Here is a 20347-nt window from a genome sequence, read left to right on the forward strand (position 1 = left end):
CTGCTCATCTATCCGAACCTGCTGATCATGGACTTCGTGGCCATCAGCATCCGGTACATCGAACCCGTGGCGCCGGACAGAATGGAGGTCACGGCCTGGCACCTCGTGCCCAGGGAGGAGTCGGGTCCCGCGCTCGCCACCCGGCTCGACAGTTACCTGACGTTCCTGGGACCGGGCGGCTTCGCCACACCGGATGACGTGGAGGTCCTCGAATCGTGTCAGGCCGGGTTCCGCGCCACCGAGGCCGAATGGTCCGACATCTCGAGGGGCATGCTGAATCCCTCCCCGGGCACGTCGGACGAACTCCAGATGCGGGGATTCTGGCGGCAGTGGCACGCCCACATGCAGGGCCTGAGCAGGACCAACGTGCAGGACCGGGCGAACGAATGAGCACCAGCGGCAGGTCCGCGCTGCGGGAGTTGGTGGAGGACTTCCTGTTCAGGGAAGCGGCGCTTCTGGACGAATGGAGACTGGACGAGTGGGTCGATCTGTTTACGGACGACGCCCGCTACGTGGTTCCCTCCACGGATCTGCCGGAAGGTGATCCCGCGCGCGATCTGGTCTTCATCGATGACGACATCGTCCGCCTCCGCGCCCGGGTGGCACGGCTGAACAGCCGCCATTCGCACCGCGAGTCTCCGCGGTCGCGGACGCGCCGGTTCGTTTCGAACGTGAGAGTTGAAGGGACCGGAGACGGGGAACTCCGTGTCGCCGCAAACGTCCTGGTCTATCGTTTCCGTAGCGGCGAGGGAGCGCCTTACGTCGGTGCCGTCGAGTACATCCTCAGGAGGAACGGCGGGGATCTGAGGATCGCGTACCGCCGCGCGGTGCTCGATCTGGAGGACCTCGCCTGGCACGGTGCGGTGAGCATCATCTTCTGAACGGTCCCCACCGAACGGAGACACCGGTTGGCCACGCTGGGAGCTGTCACGGCGACGCACGGCTTCAACGAGCGGCGGCTCGCGGACTACCTGTGCGCCTGCGGGCTGCGGGAGTTCGGGGGCGGTTTGACGGCGCTCCAGTACCAGGGTGGGCAGTCGAACCCCACGTACCGGCTTGAAGCGGGCGGCCGGTACTTCGTGCTCAGGAAGAAACCGCCCGGCGAGCTTCTTCCCTCCGCGCACCTGATCGAGCGCGAGTACCGCGTGATGGAGGCGCTCGCGGACACCGGCGTGCCCGTGCCGGCCATGATCCACCTGTGCGAGGACCCCGGCGTGATCGGGCAGGCGTTCTTCGTCATGGAGCACGTGGAGGGGCGGGTGCCGTCGGCCCCGGGTCTGCCCGAGGTCGAGTCTGCCGCCGAGCGGGCGGCAATCTACGACGCGATGAACGAGGCGCTGGCGCGGCTCCATGGGGTCGACTGGGCAGCCGTCGGTCTGGGGGACTACGGCAAGCCGTCGGACTACGTCGCCCGGCAGATCTCCGTCTGGACGCGGCAGTACGAGGCGGCCCGAACCGACCCGATCCCGGCCATGGAGGCGCTCGTCGAGTGGCTCCCGGCGCATGTCCCCGCCTCCGACGCGTCCGGGGAGGAGACGACGATCGCGCACGGCGACTACCGGCTCGACAACATGATCCTGCACCCGACGGAGCCGCGGGTGCTCGCCATCGTGGACTGGGAGTTGTCGACACTGGGCCACCCGCTGGCCGACCTGGCCTACAACTGCATGACCTACCACCTGCCCGAGGGGCCGCTGTGGAAGGGGTTGGGGGAGATGGACTGCGAGGCGCTGGGGATTCCGTCCGAGGAGGACTACGTCGCGGCATACTGCCGGAGGACGGGGCGCGACGGGGTGCCGGACTGGGAGTTCTTCATGGCCTTCGGCCTCTTCCGGCTCGCCTCGATCTGCCAGGGCGTGTACGCGCGGGCGCTCCAGGGCAACGCGAGTTCGCGGAACGCCCTGGAGGTCGGGGCCAAGGCGCCGATGCTGGCGGAAGCCGGCTGGAGCTTCGCCCGCCGCGCCTGAGGGCCGCCGAGCCCGGGGTCCGTCGCGACGCTTACGCCTCCCGCGACCCCCGCAGTTCCAGCTTCGCGAGCGCCTCGAGGTGGACCTCGTCGGGGCCGTCGGCGAGGCGCAGGGTGCGGGCGTGCGCGTAGGCCGCGGCGAGCCAGGTGTCGGGGCTCACGCCGAGGGCGCCGTGGACCTGGATCGCCTGGTCGAGGACGCGGCAGGCCATGCGGGGCGCGACGACCTTGATCATGGCGATCTCGCGGCGCGCCGCCTTGTTGCCGACGGTGTCCATCATGTGGGCGGCGTGGAGGGTGAGGAGCCGGGCCTGGTCCACGGCGATGCGGCACTCGGCGAGCGCGTGGCGAAGGGCGCCCTTCTCGGCGAGGGGGCCGGAGAAGGCGACCCGGGTCCTCGCGCGCTCGGCCATGTCCTCGATCGCGCGTTCGGCAACGCCGATGAGCCGCATGCAGTGGTGGATGCGGCCGGGGCCGAGGCGGCCCTGCGCGATCTCGAACCCGCGGCCCGGGCCGAGGAGGATGTTCCCGGCAGGCACGCGGACGTCGGTGAAGCGCACCTCGCCGTGGCCGACCGGCGCGCTGTCGTAGCCGAACACGCCGAGCGGCCGGACGATCTCGATGCCGGCGGCGTTGCGCGGCACGAGCACCATGGACTGCTGCCGGTGGCGCGCCGCGTCGGGATCGGTCTTGCCCATGAAGATGAACAGCCGGCACTCCGCCCGGGGGGCCTGCGTCGCCCACCACTTGTGGCCGTTGATGACCCACTCGTCCCCTTCGCGGACGATGGAGGAGCGGATGTTCGTCGCGTCCGACGAGGCGACGTCCGGCTCCGTCATCGCGAACGACGAGCGGATCTCCCCCGCCAGCAGCGGCTCGAGCCACTCCTTCCGCTGTGCCGGCGTTCCATAGCGGGCGAGCGTCTCCATGTTGCCGGTGTCGGGCGCGTTGCAGTTGAAGACCTCGGGCGCCCATTCGACGCGGCCCATGACCTCGCAGATGAGCGCGTACTCGAGATTCGAGAGGCCCGCCCCGTAGCGGGCATCCGGACCCATGTCTCCCGGCTCCGCGTCCCGACCGCGTCCCGGCTCCGCGTCGGGGGGGAGGAAGAGGTTCCACAGTCCCTCGTCCCGCGCCCGCGCCTTCAGCGTCTCGAGGACCGGCGGCGTGGAGAACCGGTTCCCGGCCGCGTCGAGTTCCCGATGGAAGGTCTCCTCGTTGGGGTGGACGTGCGCCTCCATAAACTCGCGCACGCGCGCCTGGAGTTCGAGAGACCGTGTGGAGAAGAGGGCTGGGGCGTTCACTCGCGCTCCGTCGGGATGTCGACTCGGGGTCGGGACATCGGCTCAGGGTCGGGGTGTCGGGTCCGTGTCGCGGTCGCGGGGTCCGTGCCGCGGTCGGGGTGACATTGCCGGGGTGCGCCCCAAGATTAGCGGGCCTTCCGGCGGAAACAACGGGCGCCGCCAGCGGCGCGGTTACCGGCACGGGCCGGCAGGGCGGCCTCCACCTACAGGGATTCCGGGGATGAGCGAACGGCACATGGGGCTTTACGGCGCGACGACGCTTGGCGTCGGCGCGATCGTGGGCGGCGGGATCCTCGCGCTCGCGGGCGTCGCGTTCGCGACCGCGGGTCCGGCCGCGATGCTCGCCTTCGGCCTCAACGGGGGGATCGCGTTCCTCACCGCGATGAGCTTCGCCCGTCTCGCGCGCCGCTTTCCGGAATCGGGCGGCATCTACACGTACGCGAAGAAGGTGCTCTCGATCGAGGTCGCCTTCATCGTGGGGTGGGTGGTCTGGTTCGCCTCCATCGTCGCCGGCGTGCTCTACGCGCTGGGCTTCGCGGCGTTCACCGTGGAAGGCCTGCAGCGCCTGGCCCCGGCGCTCGGCGTGTCCGCCGACTGGCTCGGTCACGGCGGGACGCAGATCGGACTCGCGATCGCGGCGGTCGCGGGCTACTCGATGCTGCTCGTGCAGCGCACCGCGGGCGGAGGCAACGCGGCCACGATCGGCAAGGTCGTCGTGTTCGCCGTGCTCATCGCCGGGGGCTTCGTAGCCTGGCTCGTCGGTTCCGCCGGTTCTCCCGCCGAGACGCTGGGGCGCCTGAGCCCGTTCGCCCCGGAGGGCTCGCTCGGCCTGCTGCAGGCCATGGGCTACACCTTCATCGCGCTGCAGGGGTTCGACCTCATCGCCGCGGTGGGAGGGGAGGTGCGGGATTCGGAGCGCACCGTGCCGCGGGCGATGTACCTGTCGCTCGGGATCGCGCTCGTCGTCTACATCCCGCTTCTGATCGTGGTCTCGACGGTTGGGGCGCCGCCCGAGGGGATCCAGGCCGCGGCGGAGGCGCACCCGGAGGAACTCGTGGCCGTGGCGGCGGAGCGCTTCATGGGCCCGGCCGGGTACTGGCTCGTGATCGGGGCCGGGCTCCTGTCGATGCTGTCGGCGCTGCACGCGAACCTGTTCGGGGCCTCGCGCGTCGCGTTCTCGATGGCGCGGGACCGCACGCTGCCGCATCACGCGGGCGAGATGCGGGCGCGCACGGGGACGCCCGCCGTTGCCGTGGCCGCGACGGGTGCGATGATGATGCTGATCGCCGTCGCGGTGGGGAACGTCGCCGCGGCCGGCGCCGCATCGAGCCTGATCTTCCTCATCTCGTTCGCCATGGTGCACTGGGCCGCGATGCTGGCCCGCCTGCGCTCGGGCCACCCGCGGCCGGCTGCGCTCCCCGTGGTCGGCGGGGCCCTCTGCCTGGGGCTGGCGATCTTCCAGGCCATCGCCGTGCCGGAGGCGGGGCGCGTCGTCGCGGTGTGGCTCGGGCTCGGGGCGGTGCTCTACCTCACGTTCCTCGCGCCGGGCGCCCGCCTTGCCGACGCGAGCGCCCAGGCCCGCGACCCCGACCTGGTGCGGCTGCGCGGCCGCAGCCCCCTGGTCCTGGTCCCGATCGCGAATCCCGCGAGCGCGGCGAGTCTGGTGGACGCGGCCGCCACCGTGCGCGCGCCGGGTGTCGGGCGGGTCCTGCTGTTGTCGGTGATTCCCCGCGAGGGGCGTCCCGCCGTCTCCCTCGATGCGGTGGTGCAGGATGCCAAGGATATCCTGGGAGAGTCCGTGAGACAGGGACTCGAAGGCTCGAACCGCCCGGAGGCGCTGTTCACGGTTGCGTCCGACGTGTGGAGCGAAATCGCCCGGGTGGCCAACAGCCACCGCTGCGACACGGTACTCCTGGGACTGACCCGGCTCACGGAGCTGCGGGTCGAAGCGCACCTCGAACGTCTCGTCTCGGAGATCGACGCGGATGTCGTCATCGTTCGCTCGCCGCCCGGCTGGCGGATCGCGGAGACGAGGCGCGTGCTCGTCCCCGTGAGAGGGCGTCGCGGGCACAGCGAACTGCGCGCCCGCCTGCTCGGCAGCCTGGCGCGCTCCTCGGAGCCGTGGGTCACGTTCCTGCATACGCTCCCATCCGGCACGCCCCCCGACGGCCGCCGGAGGGTCGAGCGCGGTATCCGCCGACTCGCCAGAGACGAGGCCGCGGGGCCGCACGAGGTGGCCTTCGAATACACCGACGAACCGGTCGAACCCGTGGCGCGCCTGGGACGGGAGAGCGATCTCGTGGTGATGGGGATGGAACGGCGGGGCCGGGGCGAACCGGCGATCGGCGCCTTCGCCCTGGAGGTGGCCCGGAGGACGGACATGCCGCTCATCCTCCTTGGCCGGCGCCGCCAGGCCGGGACGCTCACCGCCCGCGGGCTCGCGCAGGCGGTGTCGACGATCCAGAGGCCGGGACAGAAGTCGGGGCAGAGGCCGGGATCGTGACGGCCGACGTCATCGTCGTCCTCGCCATCGTCGCGGTGGCGGTCGTCCTCTTCGTCACGGAGTGGGTCCGCTACGACGGCGTGGCGCTCATGGTGCTCCTCTCGCTCGCCATCTCCGGCGTCATCCCGATGGCGCGGGCGATCGAAGGATTCGCGAACCCCGCCGTGGTCACGATCGCGGCCGTGCTCGTGCTCAGCGGCGGGCTCTACAAGACCGGCGTCGCGAACGTCGTCGGGGCGCAGGTGTTGCGGCTTGCGGGGGATTCACCCGTGCGGGTCACGGCGCTGCTGATGCTCACGTCGGGACTGATGTCGGGGGTGATGAACAACACCGCCGCCGTCGCGCTCCTCATCCCCGTCGTGATCGACATCTCCCGCCGCCTCGGCATGCGTCCATCCCGCCTGCTGATCCCGCTTTCCTTCGCGGCGCTCCTCGGCGGCATGACGACGCTCATCGGGACGGGGCCCAACATCCTCCTTTCGAGCATTCTCGAACGCCTGGGGCAGGGGGGATTCGGGTTCTTCGCCTTCACGCCCGTGGGCGCGACCGCGCTCACCCTGGGGGTCCTGTACGTGGTCCTCGCGGGGAGACACTTCCTTCCGGACCGTTCCACCGGAAACGACGAAGGGGGTGACGAGATCGACCTGACCGGCCGCTACCGCCTCGCCGAGTCGCTGCTCACGCTCCGGATTCCGGCGGGCTCCGCGCTGGACGGGTGTTCGCTCGTCGAGGCCCGGCTCGGACAGGCGCTCGGGTACGACCTCCTGGCCGTGCGCCGCAAGGGGCACCTGGTACGGGCGCCGGAGCGGGATTTCCGCCTTCGGAGCGGCGACGTACTCATCGTCGAGGGACGGATCGAAGCGCTCGACCGCCTGCGCGCCTGGGGCCACCTCGCCGGGCACAGGGAATCGAACGATGCCCTGGGACGCCTCGTGAAGGACGCGACGGTGCTGGCCGAGGCCGAGGTCGCCGAGAAATCGGACCTCGTCGGCAACACGGTTCGAAGCATCGATTTCCGCAACCGGTTCCAGGCCCACGTCGTCGCCATCCGGCGAGACGGCCAGGTCCTGAGCGGCCTGTTCCAGACCGTGCAGCTCGAAGCCGGAGACGCGCTCCTCCTGCTGGGCCGGGAAGACCGGCTCCAGCAACTCCGCTACGCGGCGGAGTTCTCGTCGATCGGCTGGACGGACATCGGCTCCGCCACGGAGGAGTACGAGTTGTACCGGTGGCTGACGCGGCTCCACATCCCCGATGGATCGTGGCTGGACGGACGGACGCTCGCGGCGTCGCGTCTCCGGGGCGCCTTCGACCTCACGGTGCTGGAGATCGAGCGCGAGGGCGGCGACATCGCCCTGCCGCACGCGTCGGAGAGGCTGCGGGCCGGCGACCGCCTCATCGTCGAGGGGGCCCCGACCTCCTTCGCCGTGCTGGAGGCGCTGCAGGGGCTGGTTCCGGCGGACGAACGTCCCTCGGTCGGCGAACTGGAGTCGGAGGACACAGGGTTCGCGGAGGTCACGCTGGCTCCGAGTTCGGATCTCATGGGGAAGACGCTGCGCGACGTCCTCTTCCGGGAGTCCTACGGACTGAACCTGCTCTCGATCTTCCGCGGAGGGCGGGCGTTTCAATCGAACATCCGCATCTCGCGCATGGCGCTGGAGTTCGGGGACGCGCTCCTCGTCTACGGCAACCGGAAGAAGATCGCGCTCCTCGCCCGCGACCCGCGATTCCTCGTCCTCCACGGGCAGCTCCACGAGGTGTTCCGCGTCCACAAGGCGTGGATCGCCAGCACGGTCATGGTAGGCTTCATCCTCGCGGCCTCCCTAAACGTGCTCCCCGTGTACATCGCGGCGCTGCTCGGCGCGCTCCTGATGGTGTGCACGGGGTGTGTGAAGGGGAACGAGGTCTACACCTTCGTCGAATGGCGGGTCGTCATGCTCCTCGGGGGGATGCTTGCGCTCGGCCTCGCGATGGAGGACTCCGGCACCGCGGAACTCATCGCGCGCGAAGTCGTGGGGCGGGCGGCGGAGATCGGACCGCGCGTGCTCGTCGCGAGCCTGTTTCTGATCTGCGCGCTCGCGGCGCAGTTCGTCCCCACCTCGGCGGTCGCCGTGCTCGTCGCGCCGATCGCGCTCAGCGCCGCGTCCGAGCTGGACCTCTCCGCGCGGGCGCTGCTCATGGTCGTGGCGGTGGGCTCCTCGTGCGCCTTCCTGAGCCCCTTCGGCCACCCGGTGAACCTGCTCGTGATGGGGGTGGGCGGGTACAAGGTGGTGGACTACACGAGGGTCGGCGCGCCGCTCTTCCTGCTCATGCTGCTGATGGTCGTCTTCTTCCTCCCCATCGTCTGGCCGCTGTAGGTCAGTCGAGGCGGGCGAGTTCGGTCTCGATGCGTTCCCAGGCGCCGATGAGTTCGTCGAGTTCCCCCTGCCGGGATGCGCGCTCGGTCTCGAGCGCGCGGACCTCGTCGATGGGGGTGTCGGCGTAGAAGGCGGGGTCGGCGAAGATCTCGTCGATTTCGGCGATGCGGGTCTCGGCCGCCTCGATCCGCCGGGTCGTGTCGTTCAGCTTCTTCCGCAGCGAGCCGCCCCGGTAGCGGTTCCGGTTGCCCCGCGCGATGTCCGGGCCGGCGCCGCCGCGTGAGCTTCCGTGGGCGGCGAGGTTGCCGGCGCCGCGGGTCTCGGTGGCCGCATCCCGGGCGGCGCGCTTCTCTCTCCGCGCCCTGAGGACGACGGTGTCCACGTCGAGGTGGTCGTCCCCGCAGTAGTGGACGTACTCCTCGTAGCTGCCCCGGAAGTCGCGGATCCCGTCCTCGGAGATCTCGACGATGCGGGTCGCGAGCTGCGAGACGAACCAGCGGTCGTGCGAGACGAGGATGAGCGTGCCATCGTAGCTCCGAAGCGCCTCGACCAGGGACTCGATGGATTCGAGGTCGAGGTGGTTCGTGGGTTCGTCGAGGACGAGGACGTTGGGTCGCTCGATCGCCATCCGGCAGAAGACGAGGCGGGCGGCCTCGCCGCCGGAGAGGTTGCCGACCCGCTTCTTCGCGTCGTCGCCGGAGAAGAGCACGCGCCCCATCTCGCCGCGCACGAACCCGAGCGTCCGGCCGGGGCAGAAACCCGCGATCCAGTCCTCTGCCGTCTGCCCCGGCGAGTCGAAGCGGGCCTCCTGGTCCTGCGCGAAGTAGCTTGGGTGCGTCTCGTAGCCCCACGCCACGCGGCCGGCGTCGGACTCGAGTTCGCCCATGACGATCTTGAGCAGGGTCGACTTCCCGATCCCGTTCGGGCCCATGATCGCCATGCGGTCGCCGCGCTCGAGGGTGAGGTCGACGCCGTGGAGGACTTCGTTCAGCTCATCGCCGTCGCCGAACGCCTTCTTCACGCCCTCCACGCCCAGGACGGTGCGTCCGCTGGGACGGCGGGACTCGAACCGGAAGTTCGGATAGCGGCGCGAGGAGACCGGGAGCGGCTGCAGCGCCTCCGCCCGCTTCTCTATGAGACGCAGTTTGCTCTGGGCCTGCCGCGCCTTGCTCGCCTTGGCCCGGAAGCGGTCGACGAACTGTCGGTGGTGGGCGATCTCGCGCTCGCGGTTGGCGAGTTCCTTCTCCCGTCTCTCTTGGTCCTCCTTCTTTCGGACCAGATAATCGTCATAGTTGCCCTTGTATGTGGTGACCGTCTCATAGTCGATGTCGAGAATATGCGTGGCGATATTGTCGAGAAAACGGTGGTCGTGGGAGATGACGACGATCGCTCCCTTGAACTCCCGCAGGAACTTCTCCAGCCAGCGGATGGAGAGGATGTCGAGGTGGTTCGTCGGCTCGTCGAGGAGGAGGACGTCGGGCGCGCCGGCGAGCGCCTGGGCGAGCAGCACGCGGAGCTTGAACCCGCCGGAGAGGGTGGAGAGCGGCCGGCGGTGAATCTCGCTCGGGAAGCCGAGGCCCTCGAGGATCTCGCCCGCGCGGGCCTCGGCCGTGTAGCCGTCGTGGCGCTGGAAGATCTCCTCGAGTTCGGAGAAGCGGTCGGCGTCGAAATCTCCGTCCTCCGCCTCGATGAGCGCATCCCGTTCGACCATGGCGCGCCACAGATCGGGGTTCCCCATGAGGGTGGCGCCGAGGATCTCCTCCTCGTCGTGTAGGAAGTGGTCCTGGCGCAGGACGCCGACCTGGAGGCGCTTCGGGATGGTGACGGTCCCTTCCGTCGCGTCCTCGGTGCCGCCGAGGATGTTGAGGAGCGTGGTCTTGCCGGATCCGTTCGCGCCGACGAGGCCGTAGCACTCGCCGGGGTTGAGGAGGAAGGTCGCGTCGCGGAAGAGAACCTGCCCGCCGAACGCCTTCCCGAGGCTCGAGACGGTGATCATGGCTGGAGTGGCGCGGGCGGGCTGTGGGTCAGCAGGACACGCAGTTGTGGTTGTTCTTCGAGCCGAGGCTCTCGAGCAGGGCCACGGCTTGCGGGAAAGGCTGGGTGCGCTGGTAGGGGCCGTTCGCCATGTCGGCGGTGGTCTGGCCGACGCGGCTCACGGCGGTCGGGTCCGCGCCGTGCTCGACGAGAAAGCGGATGACCTCGAGGTCGCCGCGCGAGGCCGCGTTGTGGAGCGGCGTGTAGCCCTCGTCGTCGCGCTGGTTCACGTCGGCGCCGAGTTCCTCGACGAGATAGCGGATGGCCGGCAGCCAGCCGTCCGGGACGTACCGGTGCGCGTTGCTGGGGAAGCCCTGGCCGTAGCCGATGCCGGTCGCGGCGTGGATGGGGTAGTCGGCGGGGCCGCCTACGGGCACGGGGGGGACGCCGGACAGGTCGCGCTTCTCGCGGTCCCAGGCCGGGAGTCGCCGCGGCGGCACCTTGATCGTGGCGAGGTGGGGGTCGGCGCCGTATTCGACGAGGAGCTTCATCGCCTCCACGTCCAGCGAGTACGCGGCGCGCCAGAAGGGGGTCGCGCCCTTCAGGTCGATCTGCAAGAGGTCGAAGTTGTACGACACCCACCACAGGTGCTTCTCGAGACGGGCGTTGGGGTCCACGCCCGCGTCGAGCAGCCGTCGCATGACGTCGAGGTAGCCGTGCCGCTGCTGTCCGTAGGCGTGCTGCTGCGGGTAGCGGGACTTCGGCGCCCAGTGGGCGTTGAGGGCGGCGAAGAGCGGCGTCGCGCCGGCCGCGGAGGCGAGCCGGGGATCGGCGCCGGCCTCGAACAGTTCCATCGCGAGGTCGAAGTGGCCGTTGATCATCGCGATGAGCATGGGACTCGTGCGGTCGCCGCCGCTCACCTGATCGATGTCCGCGCCGCCCTCGATGAGCGCGCGCACGGTGCCGGCGTGCCCTTCGCGGGCGGCGTGAAGCAGCGCCGTCATGCCGCCGTGGCCGCCGATCAGGTCGCCGTAGCCGAGCGGCTCGGGCTCCTCGATCGGACGCTCGTACTCTTCATCTTCCTCGGCCGCGGGACGGTCCGCGGGGGTGTCGGGAGCGTCGAGCAGCGGCGCATCGGACGGGGCGGGGCGGGGCGGCACCGGCGGTTCCGGCTCTCCGCGCATCCGGGCCGCGCGGGCGCGGCGGTCGGCCTGCGACCACTCGGTCAGGGCCGTGATGTCGGTCACCCACGTGGCGAGGGCGGGATCCGCGCCGCCGTCGAGCAGTGCGCGCACGGCGGCTTCCCGGCCGAGCGCGGCGGCGTACATGAGCGGCGTCTGGCCCCAGCGCGCCTCGCGGACATCGGCGTCGCCGCCGCGCGCCAGGAGCAGGCGGACGGCGTCCGCGCTGCCGGCGCCGGCCGCGAGGTGCAGCGGGGTCGTGCCCCCCACGTCATCGGTTGTCGCGGTCTGCGCGGCGCCGCCGTCGAGCAGGAGGCGCACGACCGGCGCGCTGCCGACCTCGCTTGCGAGGTGCAGCGGCGTGTAGGCCCCGATGCGGGTGATGGCGCCGACATCCGCGCCCGCCTCGAGGAGCAGCCCGGCCAGGTCGGCGTTCGCGGCGCGCGCCGCCCAGTGGAGCGCGGTCATGCCGTCGCCCTGCGGCGCGTTCACGTCCGCGCCATCGGCCAGGAGCGCCCGCACGGCCGCGAGGTCGCCGGTCATCGCCGCGTCGGCGACCGGCGAATCGGGCGTGAGCGCGCCGCTCAGAAGCACGGCCAGCAGCGCGACCGCCGGCGGCTTCATCGCCGCGGCCATCCGGTGGCGACCGTCCCGCTTCACGAGCCGGCCGCGCTCGCGTCGGGGGCGGCGAGCGACAGGGTGCCGGTGCTGTCGCCGAACTGCTCGACGTCTTCCAGCCCGAGCGTGTGCATGAGCGAGAGGAGGGCGTTCGCCATCGGCGTGCCCGCCGGCGCGCGCACGTGGAGTCCGCCGTCCAGCTTCCCGTTTGCGCCGCCGGCCACGAACAGGGGGCAGCGCTTGTGGTTGTGCACGTTGGGGTCGCCCATCGGCGAGCCGTAGATGACCATCGTCTTCTCGAGCAGATCCGTCTCACCGTCCATCGTGTTTTTCAGGCGCTCAAGCAGGTACGGGACCATCGACACGTGGAAGCGGTTGATCTGCGCGAAGTCGTCGATGTTCCCCTCGTCGGCGCCATGGTGCGAGGCGGGGTGGAACGGCTTGTCGACGCCGCTCTCCGGGAAGACGCGGGCCGACGAGTCGCGCCCGAGCTTGAAGGAGAACACGCGCGTCATGTCGGACTCGAAGGCGAGCGCCTGGAGGTCGAACATCAGCTGCACGTGCTCGACGAACGAGTCGGGCACGCCGGCCGGCGCCTCGGGCAGCGCCCGCTCCTCGCCGCTCCGGTTCTGCGTCTCGACCCGCTCGATGCGCCGCTCGATCTCCCGCACGTTGTCGAGGTAGCGGTCGAGCCGGCGGACGTCGACGGGCCCCAGCTCGCGGCGGAGTTCGCCGATGCGGCCCGAGATGAAGTCGAGCACGCTCCGGTTTGCCCGGCGGCGGGCGGCGCGTTCCTCCGCGCTCCCCCCGGCGCCGAACAACTGGTCGAACGCGACCCGCGGATCGCGGATCATCGGCAGCGGCTCCGTCGGCGACGCCCAGCTGATCGTGTCCGTGTACACGCACGCGTAGCCGTACGCGCAGCCCCCCGACTGGTCCACGTTCTCGATGCAGAGCTGCATGGACGGAATCGGCGTGTCCTGCCCGAAGCGCTGAGCGTAGAGCTGATCCATCGACGTCCCGGCCAGGATGTCCGAGCCCTCCGTCTGCCGGGGGTGGGACTGGGTCAGGAAGGTCGCGCTCGAGCGGAAGTGGTCGCCGCCGATCTCCTTGGGGATCCGGGCTTCCGCCGCCTCGATGTCGGTGTCGCTGATGATCGTGAGCCGGTCCCGGAACGGTTCGAGGGAGGCGAGTGCTCCGGTGCTCAAGTCGAAGTCACGGCCGGTCTGCAGCGGCGACCAGTAGCCGCGCGACGCGCCGTACGCGGTCGAGCCCGCGGCGCCGTGCACCATCTCGATCGCGATCAGCCGCGTCGGGTCCGCGGGGCGGATCGATCCCCACAGCCGTCCGGCGGGAACCATGGCGTCCAGCATCGGAAGCGCCACCGTGGCCCCGACTCCGCGGAGGAAGGTGCGGCGCGGAATGTGCTTTCCCGTGATGATGTCCATCTGGATCACGTCCCCTGGTTGTCTTGTTCGACGATGGCGCCGCCCCGGCTCATGAGGAAGGCCGGGCTCTCCGCCACGCCGAGGATGAAGGCGGACATGCGGTAGTCCTCCGCCTCGGCGCGGCGCGTAATCCGGCGCACGGTCGGCATGTCGAAGTACTCGACGCGGCGCCCGAGCGCGTAGGCCATGAGGCTCTCGGTAAAGGACCGCGCCAGCGATTCGCGCCGCGTGAGGAGGGCGGTTCGGAGGTCGGCCGGCCCCGAGAGCGGCGTCCCGTCGTACAGGTCGCCGCTGGGGTCGACCGTGCGCCCCTGGTCGTTGATCCGGTACGCGCCCGTCACGTCGAAGTTCTCGAGCGCGAGCCCCAGCGGATCGATGACGCGGTGGCAGGAGCGGCAGGCCGGGCTCGCGCGGTGCATCTCCAGCCGCTCGCGCACGGTGAGGAAGCGCCCCTCCTCGGCCTCGTCGATCGCCTCGAGATCCGGCACGTCCGGCGGCGGCGGGGGCGGCGGCGTCCCGAACAGGACCTCCATGATCCACTTGCCGCGCAGCACGGGCGAGGTCCGGTTCGCGTGCGAGGTCGAGGTGAGGATGCTCCCGTGCGCCAGTACGCCGCGGCGGATGTCGTCGGGATAGCCGACCTTCCGGAAGTGGGTGCCGGCCACGCCGGAGATCCCGTAGTGCCGCGCGAGCCGCTCGTTGACGAAGGTGTAGTCCGCCGTCAGCAGTTCGAAGAAGCTGCGGTCCTCCCGCACCACGTGCTCGAACAGCAACTCCGTCTCGCGCCGCATGTCGCGGGCGAGTTGCTCATAGAAGTCGGGGAAGCGGAGCGCGTCCGGGTGGACGTTGTCGAGATCCTGCAGCCGCAGCCACTGCGCGGCGAATCGCGTCGCGAGCCCCTCGGCGTTCGCGTGCGCGAGCATGCGGCGGACCTGCGCCTCCACGCCGGCCGCGTCGTCGAGCCCGCCCGTCCGGGCCGCCTCGATGAGCGCTTCGTCCGGCGGCATCCCCCACAGGAAGAAGGCGAGCCGGGAAGCGAGATCGAACGGCGCGATGCGGTACGGTCCCTCGGTCCCGGCGCCCGCGGGCGGTTCCTCGAAGCGGAAGATGAAGTCCGGGCTCGCGAGGATGCCCTGGAGCGCCGTCCGGATGCCGACCTCGAAGCCGCCCTCCGCCACCCCGGCGTCGTACAGGGCGAGGAGCGGGTCGATGTCCGCCGCGTCCACCGGCCGCCGGTAGGCCTGCGCCGCCAGCCGCTCGACGATCTCCCCGGCACAGAGGCGCCCGGCCGCCTCGTCCCCGGTGTCCGGCCGGCACGTCAGCACGCGCGCCCGCGTCGGCGTCTCCGATACTCCCGACACGCCGAACGGCCCCCGGACCGTGAGGTCGCGGAGGTGGGCGACGACCGTGATCCCGTGCGAATAGCCGATCTTTTTGTCCGCCAGACTCCATTCGTGCGGTGAGACCAGGTCTTCGATCGGCCCGTCGAAGCGCTTGATGAAGGCGGCGGACACGCGGTGCGGTCCCGCCGTCACGTGAATCGGCTCCGTCTCGACCTGAACCCCGTTGGGATCCTGCCGGTGCATCCAGCGATCGATGTCGATGAGCGCGCGCCGCTCCCCGTCCACGGAGAGTTCGACCTGCTCGTCGAAGGGCGTCGTCTGGCCGAAGAAGTTCCCGGTCGACTCGTGCTGGAAGGCGAGTCGGAAGACGTAGTCGCCGTCCGCGGTGAAGTTGTGCACGACGGAGATCCCGCCGCGCGTGCCGATCGGCGTGCCCGGCACGTGCTGCCGCTGCTCCGCGTAGCGGGACACCTCGTATTCCGTCTCGCTCGCCGTCACGGTCGGGTCTCCGAGCGCGAGCCGGCTGATCTCGCTCGCGGCGGTCAGGTATCCCTCGAGCAGCGTGGCGGAGAGGTTCTGAACGTCCGCGATGTTGTCGAAGCCCGCGCTGATCGTCTCGTTCGGCAGGTAGGCGGAGGCGTCGATTTCGAGCCCGAGGAGCGCCCGGATCGAGCGCTCGTACTCCGCCCGGTTCAGGCGCTGGAAGGAGCGCACGCCGGGGTCGGGGCGGTCGGCCGCCGCGGCATCGACCCGCGCTTCGAGCGTCTCGGCGAGTTCGAGCAGATCCTGGGGCGGGGGACGCCGGATCCCCGGCGGAGGCATCATCCCGGCCCGCAGCTTGCGGATCATCTTCTCCGCCGTCTCCGCCTCGAGGTGCGCCATCTCCACCTCGAAACCGTCGAGCGTGAGGTTCCCCAGCACTCGGGTGTCGTTGTGGCAGTTCGTGCAGACCTGGTTCACGATCGTCTGCGGGATCGTGTCCGGGATGAACTCGTGGGCCTGGGCGGGGAGAGGGGCGGAGAGCGACGAGCCGCCGGGAAACGTGGAAATCAGCCCCCAAAGCGCAATGCAGGACAGCGCAATCGCGAGTCTCTTCATGGAATCGCTCGTCCTCCGCGACGGGCGGTGCGACCTGGCTCCTCGAACCTTCTCCTGCCTAACCCTTCAATATAGGGACGCCGACTCGATTTCGCCCTACGCGGATCCCCCGCGCCCCCCGACCGCTCCCTTGTGCAGCCTGTACATCCCGAGGGCCAGCAGCGGAAGCACGAAGATGAAGAGAAACGCCCAGCTCAGGGCTCCGTAGCCGGTCGCGATGAGGTCGATGATCCCGAACCGCGCGAGGAGCGAGGCGAGGATCAGGAGCAGAACCGCCACCACAAGCCGCAGCGCCGGGGGCATGTGGGTCCGGCGGGCGGCGAACACGCCGGCCACCCGCTCGTTGAAGGCGTGGATCACGCCGGTGCCGGATTCGATGAGGGTGCCGAAGAGGACGACCTGGAAGGCGATCTGGAATCCCCGCGACCCAAGCAGTTCGAGGAGGTGGTTGGCGGGCACCGGCCGGTCCACGATGCCCGGGTACTGTCCCGCCATCGCCACGAGGAAGAGGACGCCCGGGATGATCGCGATCGGCCCGGTGAGGGCGCCGGCCCACAGCGCCTCCCGCCTCCGCCGGATGTGGCGCGTCGCGAAGAGCATCGCCGGCAGGAGCGACACTTGGAGCACCCCGTAGCGGAACCCGGAGAGCGCCCAGCCCTCCCGGGCCTCGCCCGACGCGAAGGCCGCTCCGATCGCAGCGCCGAAGGCCCCGATCGACCAGGCGAAGAACACCAGGTAGACGCCGTAAAGGACGAACGACCAGCCGGACAGGAAGCGCTCGATCGCATCCGTCCCCTTGAGGACGAGGAAACCGATGGCGACGAGGAGTCCGACCACGCCGGCCGCGTACGGCAGCCCGAACGTCTCGAGCAGGAACGTCCCCGCCGCCGAGCCGATCACGGCCAGGAGGAGGAGGACCGCCGCGAGATATCCGATCTCGTACACGACCCAGCCGCGTCCGAGCAGGTGCTGGAAGAACGTTCGGTAGTCGTACGTCCCGAAGACGCGCACGAACTCGAACGACGCCATGGCGGTGACGCTGACGAGGATCGTGGCCGGCAGGAGCATTCCCGAGAAGTCCGCCCAGCGGTCCGAAACGGAGGAAGAACTCCACGAGTTCGCGCCCCGTCCCGTATCCGCCCGCGATGATGATGGACTGGAAGATGAACCCGGGAAGCAGATACCGCCGAAACCACGAACTCATCGGCTCATCCTCCTCCGGGCCCGGAGTTTCGGGTCCCGTCGCGCCAGGTGGCGAGGGGGATCGGGCTGGGCCGGCGTTCGCGTACCGAGGGGGACAGCCACTCCAGCACGCGCATCGAGACGCCGCCGAGGCGCTCCCGCCAGCGCTGGCGGCGCCCGTTCGCCGGCTCCCGGCCGCGCGCGAGATCGGGCGCGAGGATGCGCTTGCCGATCTCGCGGACGAGACCGGGCGCGCTCGTGATGAGGACGATCTCCGGCTGCATGCGAAAGCTCACGTAGTCGAAGTTCGCCGAGCCAAGCACGACCGAGTCGTCGATCCGCATCACCTTCGCGTGCGTCATGGGGCCGGGCAGCATGAGGACCTCGAAGCCTTCGCGTCGCGAAGCGTCGAGCGTGCCCCATTTCATGACGGCCCGGTTGTGATCCTCCGGCATCATCACCGTGACGTGCACGCCGCGGCGGTGCGCCCGGCCGAGGGCGCTCCAGAACGGCTCGCTGATGTACGGACACTGGACGACGATCCGGCGCATGGCCCGGTCGAGGGCGCGGGAAACGGCGGCGCGCAGCCCGGGGTTGCCCCGGCCCTCGCCGACCACGATCTGGTCGCCGTCGATCTCGGCGGCCGCCGCGCGGTCGTGCCCCCGCCACGTGTGCTCGAAGTCCTGGCGCAGGAACGCCGCGATCCCCGGGCTCTCGATCCGCACCATGAAGTCGTGCCAGGCGAAGTTGTGCTCGCTGAAGTTGATCCCGCCCAGGTAGGCGACCCGGTCGTCGATCGCGACCAGCTTCTTGTGGTTGCGGGCGATGAGCCGGTGGAATCGGCGTCCCACGGGCCAGGTGAACCGGACGGGCACGCCGCCCCGCTCCAGCCGGTCGCACATCTCGCCGGTGGCCGCGACCTCGCGCTGCAGGACCGCGTCGCGCCGCGCGCGCGGCAGGCCGATGAACCGGTCGTTGATCAGGTACTTCGTCACGGCGTCGGCGACGACGCGCTTCCGGGGCGCCTCGCAGGCCAGGAGGGCTTCCGCCAGGCCCAGCCCGGCGGCGTCACCCTCGAAGGAGAGCGTCTGGATGTAGACGTAGTCGCGCGCGGCGCCGAGGTCGCGCTCGAGATGTTCCCAGAACTCGGCCCCGCCGACACAGAGTCGCATCGAGGCCGGCGCGGGCCGCACCGGGGGCGTCTTCGCACCCGCTGCGGGCGTCCACGCACCTCTCCCGCTCACGCCGCCGCCTCCCTCTCCCCGGCCCGGACGTCGGCGACGTGTCGCCGCGCCTCGGCGAACATCACGAACGCCCCCAGGACCGTCCCGAAGAAGGTCGTGAGCAGCCGCCAGCCCACGACCCACAGCACTGTCACCTCGACGAGCAGCACGCGGTTCATCAGCAGCCCCGTCGAGGCCTCCGCGATGCCCGAGGCGCCCGGCGTGGGCGAGAAGTAGAGGACGATGTGCTGCAGGAGCTGGAGTCCGATGAAGGAGAGGTCGACCGGCCCCTGGAGCGCCGCCGCGAGGACGTAGCCCATGAAGTACTTGTTGAGGTAGAGGACGGCGGTCGCGAGGCACACCCATACCAGCGTCACCTTGCCGCGCGACGCGACCGCCCGGACGCCCGCCGCCAGCCGTTCGATCTCTCGGCTCAGCAGACGCCTGGCCGCCGCCGCCCAGCGCCGGACCCGCGTCCCCCGTCTCGACGCCGCATTGAGGAGGCGTCGGAGCAGCCGAACGGTACGCCGCCGGGCCGCGACGGCCGAAATCAGCAGCCCGGCCAGCATCGCAATGACCGCCACCGCGACGCCGAGCGCGATCAGCACGCCGCGCGACAGGGCTTCGCCCGGCAGGAACGCCAGCGCGGCGAGGCCGCCGAGCGCGAAGAAGAGCAGCGTGGCGACGAACGTCAGCAGCGAGCAGAGAATCGCTTCGGACAGCCGTGCCCCGCGCCGGCACAGCACGTAAAGCTGCGCGGCGCCGCCGCCCGTCTGCGCCGGCGTGATCGCGCCCAGCAGCATGTTCGCCCAGTTCGCCCGCATGCAGTGCCAGAGCGAGACGCGGGAGAAGACGCGGCCGTCGAGCAGCAGACGGTATCGGAGGCCGCCCAGCGTGAAGTCCAGTGCGAGCAGCGCCAGCAGGGCGACCGCGAACCCCGGCGTGATGCGGGCGAGGATGCTGTCGAGCTCCGAAGGGGGGCGCCACCGGACGAGCGCCACGAGTCCCAGCGCCGTCAGCCCGCCGAACGCGAGCGCGCCGGCGATGAGCTTGCTTCGCGCCGGGATGGGGGAACTCGGTTGGGGACTCGCCACTCGTTGGTTACGCCTCGCGGGGGGCAGGGAGATTCAACGCGCCCGCGCGGCCGTGGACCGCGCGGGCGGCGTCCGCTGCATGCCTACGTGCCGGCCCTGGCGATGGATTCGCGGATCTTCTCAACGGTGAGCGCGGTCCGGTAGGCCCGAAGCTTGAGGCCGACCTCGATCGTCTTCTCGCTGGGGGCGATCGGGACGCCGTTGATCTTCGCGAGCCCCGCCTTCACGCGTTGGTCGTAGCGGACCACGGTGGGGTCGACGGTCATCATCAGACTCGTAATGCCGAAGCTGTCGTGGATGCCGTCGTTCTCCGTCTCCACGATCCCCAGCTCGGACTCGAGGAAACCCCCGCCTCCGTAGCGGTAGTACTCGGGGATGTGATGGGCGTGGGCGTCGTCCCAGCGCTCGTTGAGGCGCGCGGCGACGTTCGCCATCCCCTGCACGTTCCCGCCGCTGTCGCCGATGAAGACGATGTGCTCGAAGCCGTGTGCCTTCAGGCTGGAGGCGACGTCATCGAGCACCGCCTCGAAGGTCTCCTGGCGGAGCGAGATCGTGCCGGGGTAGCGCATGTGGCCCGAGGGTTCGTCGATGTCCCCCTCGGGAACGAGTTTCACGATCGGCGCGCAGAGCGCATTGCCCAGCTCCCGGGCGATGGCCTCGCACGTCCCCTGCAGCACGTAGTTGTGCTTGCCGGTGGCGACGTACGGTCCGTTCTGCTCGATCCCGCCCGTGGAGATGATCGCGATGTCGTAGCCGTCGGCCATCATGTCGCGGACTTCCATCCACGTGAGTTCCTCGATCCAGATCGAGTCGAACATCTCGATCGGGCGCTCCGAGACGAGTTCGGCGTCGATCCGGGCCTCGTATTCCGCCATGAGACGGGCGCGCTCCTCCGGCGTCATCTGCGGGTTCTGGGCCGTGGCTCCGGCCGGGACACCGAGGGGGATCGCCGCCAGGGCGATCAGGGCGATCGGGGCGGTCAACCTCGAACGGGCGTGCGACATGGTTCTCCTCCTCTTTCCTCGGGCCGGACCGGAATCGGCCGGGACGGAGCCGGAC

General features: G+C 70.5%; 14 protein-coding genes. 5 read left to right on the forward strand and 9 right to left on the reverse strand.

Going from position 1 to position 20347, the window contains the following annotated elements:
- The 3 genes from RN743_RS00310 to RN743_RS00320 all read left to right on the forward strand — a co-directional run.
- The coding region (locus RN743_RS00310) for an SRPBCC family protein (protein WP_310775049.1) at positions 1–390 on the forward strand (390 nt) is incomplete at its 5' end.
- A complete protein-coding gene (locus tag RN743_RS00315; protein WP_310775051.1) occupies positions 387–881 on the forward strand; it encodes an aromatic-ring-hydroxylating dioxygenase subunit beta in 495 nt (164 codons plus the stop codon). The genes RN743_RS00310 and RN743_RS00315, both read left to right, overlap by 4 nt.
- A 27-nt stretch (positions 882–908) precedes the next feature.
- Positions 909–1967: a phosphotransferase gene (locus RN743_RS00320; RefSeq protein ID WP_310775053.1), complete on the forward strand. Its 1059-nt coding sequence runs from the start codon at positions 909–911 to the stop codon at positions 1965–1967.
- Positions 1968–1998: 31 nt separating this feature from the next.
- On the opposite strand, the gene RN743_RS00325 is transcribed toward RN743_RS00320, so the two are convergent.
- Complete coding sequence (locus tag RN743_RS00325; RefSeq protein ID WP_343218968.1) at positions 1999–3207, reverse strand: acyl-CoA dehydrogenase family protein; 1209 nt, start codon at positions 3205–3207, stop codon at positions 1999–2001.
- 283 nt (positions 3208–3490) lie between these two features.
- Between RN743_RS00325 and RN743_RS00330 the strand changes: the two genes are divergently transcribed.
- Both RN743_RS00330 and RN743_RS00335 read left to right on the forward strand, forming a co-directional pair.
- The gene (locus tag RN743_RS00330) at positions 3491–5773 is read left to right on the forward strand and encodes an amino acid permease (protein ID WP_310775057.1); all 2283 of its coding nucleotides are present in this window, start codon (positions 3491–3493) and stop codon (positions 5771–5773) included.
- Positions 5770–8127, forward strand: a complete 2358-nt coding sequence (locus RN743_RS00335; protein ID WP_310775059.1) for an SLC13 family permease — start codon at positions 5770–5772, stop codon at positions 8125–8127. The genes RN743_RS00330 and RN743_RS00335 overlap by 4 nt, the downstream gene beginning before the upstream one ends.
- A 1-nt stretch (position 8128) precedes the next feature.
- On the opposite strand, the gene RN743_RS00340 is transcribed toward RN743_RS00335, so the two are convergent.
- From RN743_RS00340 to RN743_RS00375, 8 genes are all read right to left on the reverse strand, one after another.
- Positions 8129–10123: an ABC-F family ATP-binding cassette domain-containing protein gene (locus RN743_RS00340; protein ID WP_310775061.1), complete on the reverse strand. Its 1995-nt coding sequence runs from the start codon at positions 10121–10123 to the stop codon at positions 8129–8131.
- A gap of 28 nt (positions 10124–10151) precedes the next feature.
- Positions 10152–11942 carry an ankyrin repeat domain-containing protein gene (locus tag RN743_RS00345; RefSeq protein WP_310775063.1) on the reverse strand — a complete coding sequence of 597 codons (1791 nt, stop codon included), beginning with the start codon at positions 11940–11942 and terminating at the stop codon, positions 10152–10154.
- The gene (locus RN743_RS00350) at positions 11939–13348 is read right to left on the reverse strand and encodes a DUF1552 domain-containing protein (protein ID WP_310775065.1); all 1410 of its coding nucleotides are present in this window, start codon (positions 13346–13348) and stop codon (positions 11939–11941) included. The genes RN743_RS00345 and RN743_RS00350 overlap by 4 nt, the downstream gene beginning before the upstream one ends.
- 5 nt (positions 13349–13353) lie before the next feature.
- The gene (locus tag RN743_RS00355; protein WP_310775067.1) at positions 13354–15789 is read right to left on the reverse strand and encodes a DUF1592 domain-containing protein; all 2436 of its coding nucleotides are present in this window, start codon (positions 15787–15789) and stop codon (positions 13354–13356) included.
- 96 nt (positions 15790–15885) lie between these two features.
- Complete coding sequence (locus RN743_RS00360) at positions 15886–16857, reverse strand: hypothetical protein (protein WP_310775069.1); 972 nt, start codon at positions 16855–16857, stop codon at positions 15886–15888.
- A 140-nt stretch (positions 16858–16997) separates the two neighbouring features.
- The gene (locus tag RN743_RS00365; RefSeq protein ID WP_310775071.1) at positions 16998–18215 is read right to left on the reverse strand and encodes a phosphatidylserine/phosphatidylglycerophosphate/cardiolipin synthase family protein; all 1218 of its coding nucleotides are present in this window, start codon (positions 18213–18215) and stop codon (positions 16998–17000) included.
- Entirely contained in the window at positions 18212–19288 is a 1077-nt protein-coding gene (locus RN743_RS00370; RefSeq protein ID WP_310775073.1) for a flippase-like domain-containing protein, read from the reverse strand. The genes RN743_RS00365 and RN743_RS00370 overlap by 4 nt, the downstream gene beginning before the upstream one ends.
- Before the next feature lie 83 nt (positions 19289–19371).
- Positions 19372–20292 carry a creatininase family protein gene (locus RN743_RS00375; protein ID WP_310775075.1) on the reverse strand — a complete coding sequence of 307 codons (921 nt, stop codon included), beginning with the start codon at positions 20290–20292 and terminating at the stop codon, positions 19372–19374.
- Between the last annotated feature and the right edge of the window lie 55 nt (positions 20293–20347).

Source organism: Candidatus Palauibacter scopulicola, assembly GCF_947581915.1.
Taxonomy (GTDB): domain Bacteria; phylum Gemmatimonadota; class Gemmatimonadetes; order Palauibacterales; family Palauibacteraceae; genus Palauibacter; species Palauibacter scopulicola.

Coding starts and splice junctions, on each gene's coding strand:
- RN743_RS00315 (WP_310775051.1), top strand. CDS start 387: ATGAGCACCAGCGGCAGGTCCGCGCTGCGGGAGTTGGTGGAGGACTTC.
- RN743_RS00325 (WP_343218968.1), bottom strand. CDS start 3,207: ATGGAGGCGCACGTCCACCCCAACGAGGAGACCTTCCATCGGGAACTC.
- RN743_RS00330 (WP_310775057.1), top strand. CDS start 3,491: ATGAGCGAACGGCACATGGGGCTTTACGGCGCGACGACGCTTGGCGTC.
- RN743_RS00340 (WP_310775061.1), bottom strand. CDS start 10,123: ATGATCACCGTCTCGAGCCTCGGGAAGGCGTTCGGCGGGCAGGTTCTC.
- RN743_RS00350 (WP_310775065.1), bottom strand. CDS start 13,348: ATGGACATCATCACGGGAAAGCACATTCCGCGCCGCACCTTCCTCCGC.
- RN743_RS00355 (WP_310775067.1), bottom strand. CDS start 15,789: ATGAAGAGACTCGCGATTGCGCTGTCCTGCATTGCGCTTTGGGGGCTG.
- RN743_RS00360 (WP_310775069.1), bottom strand. CDS start 16,857: ATGCTCCTGCCGGCCACGATCCTCGTCAGCGTCACCGCCATGGCGTCG.
- RN743_RS00375 (WP_310775075.1), bottom strand. CDS start 20,292: ATGTCGCACGCCCGTTCGAGGTTGACCGCCCCGATCGCCCTGATCGCC.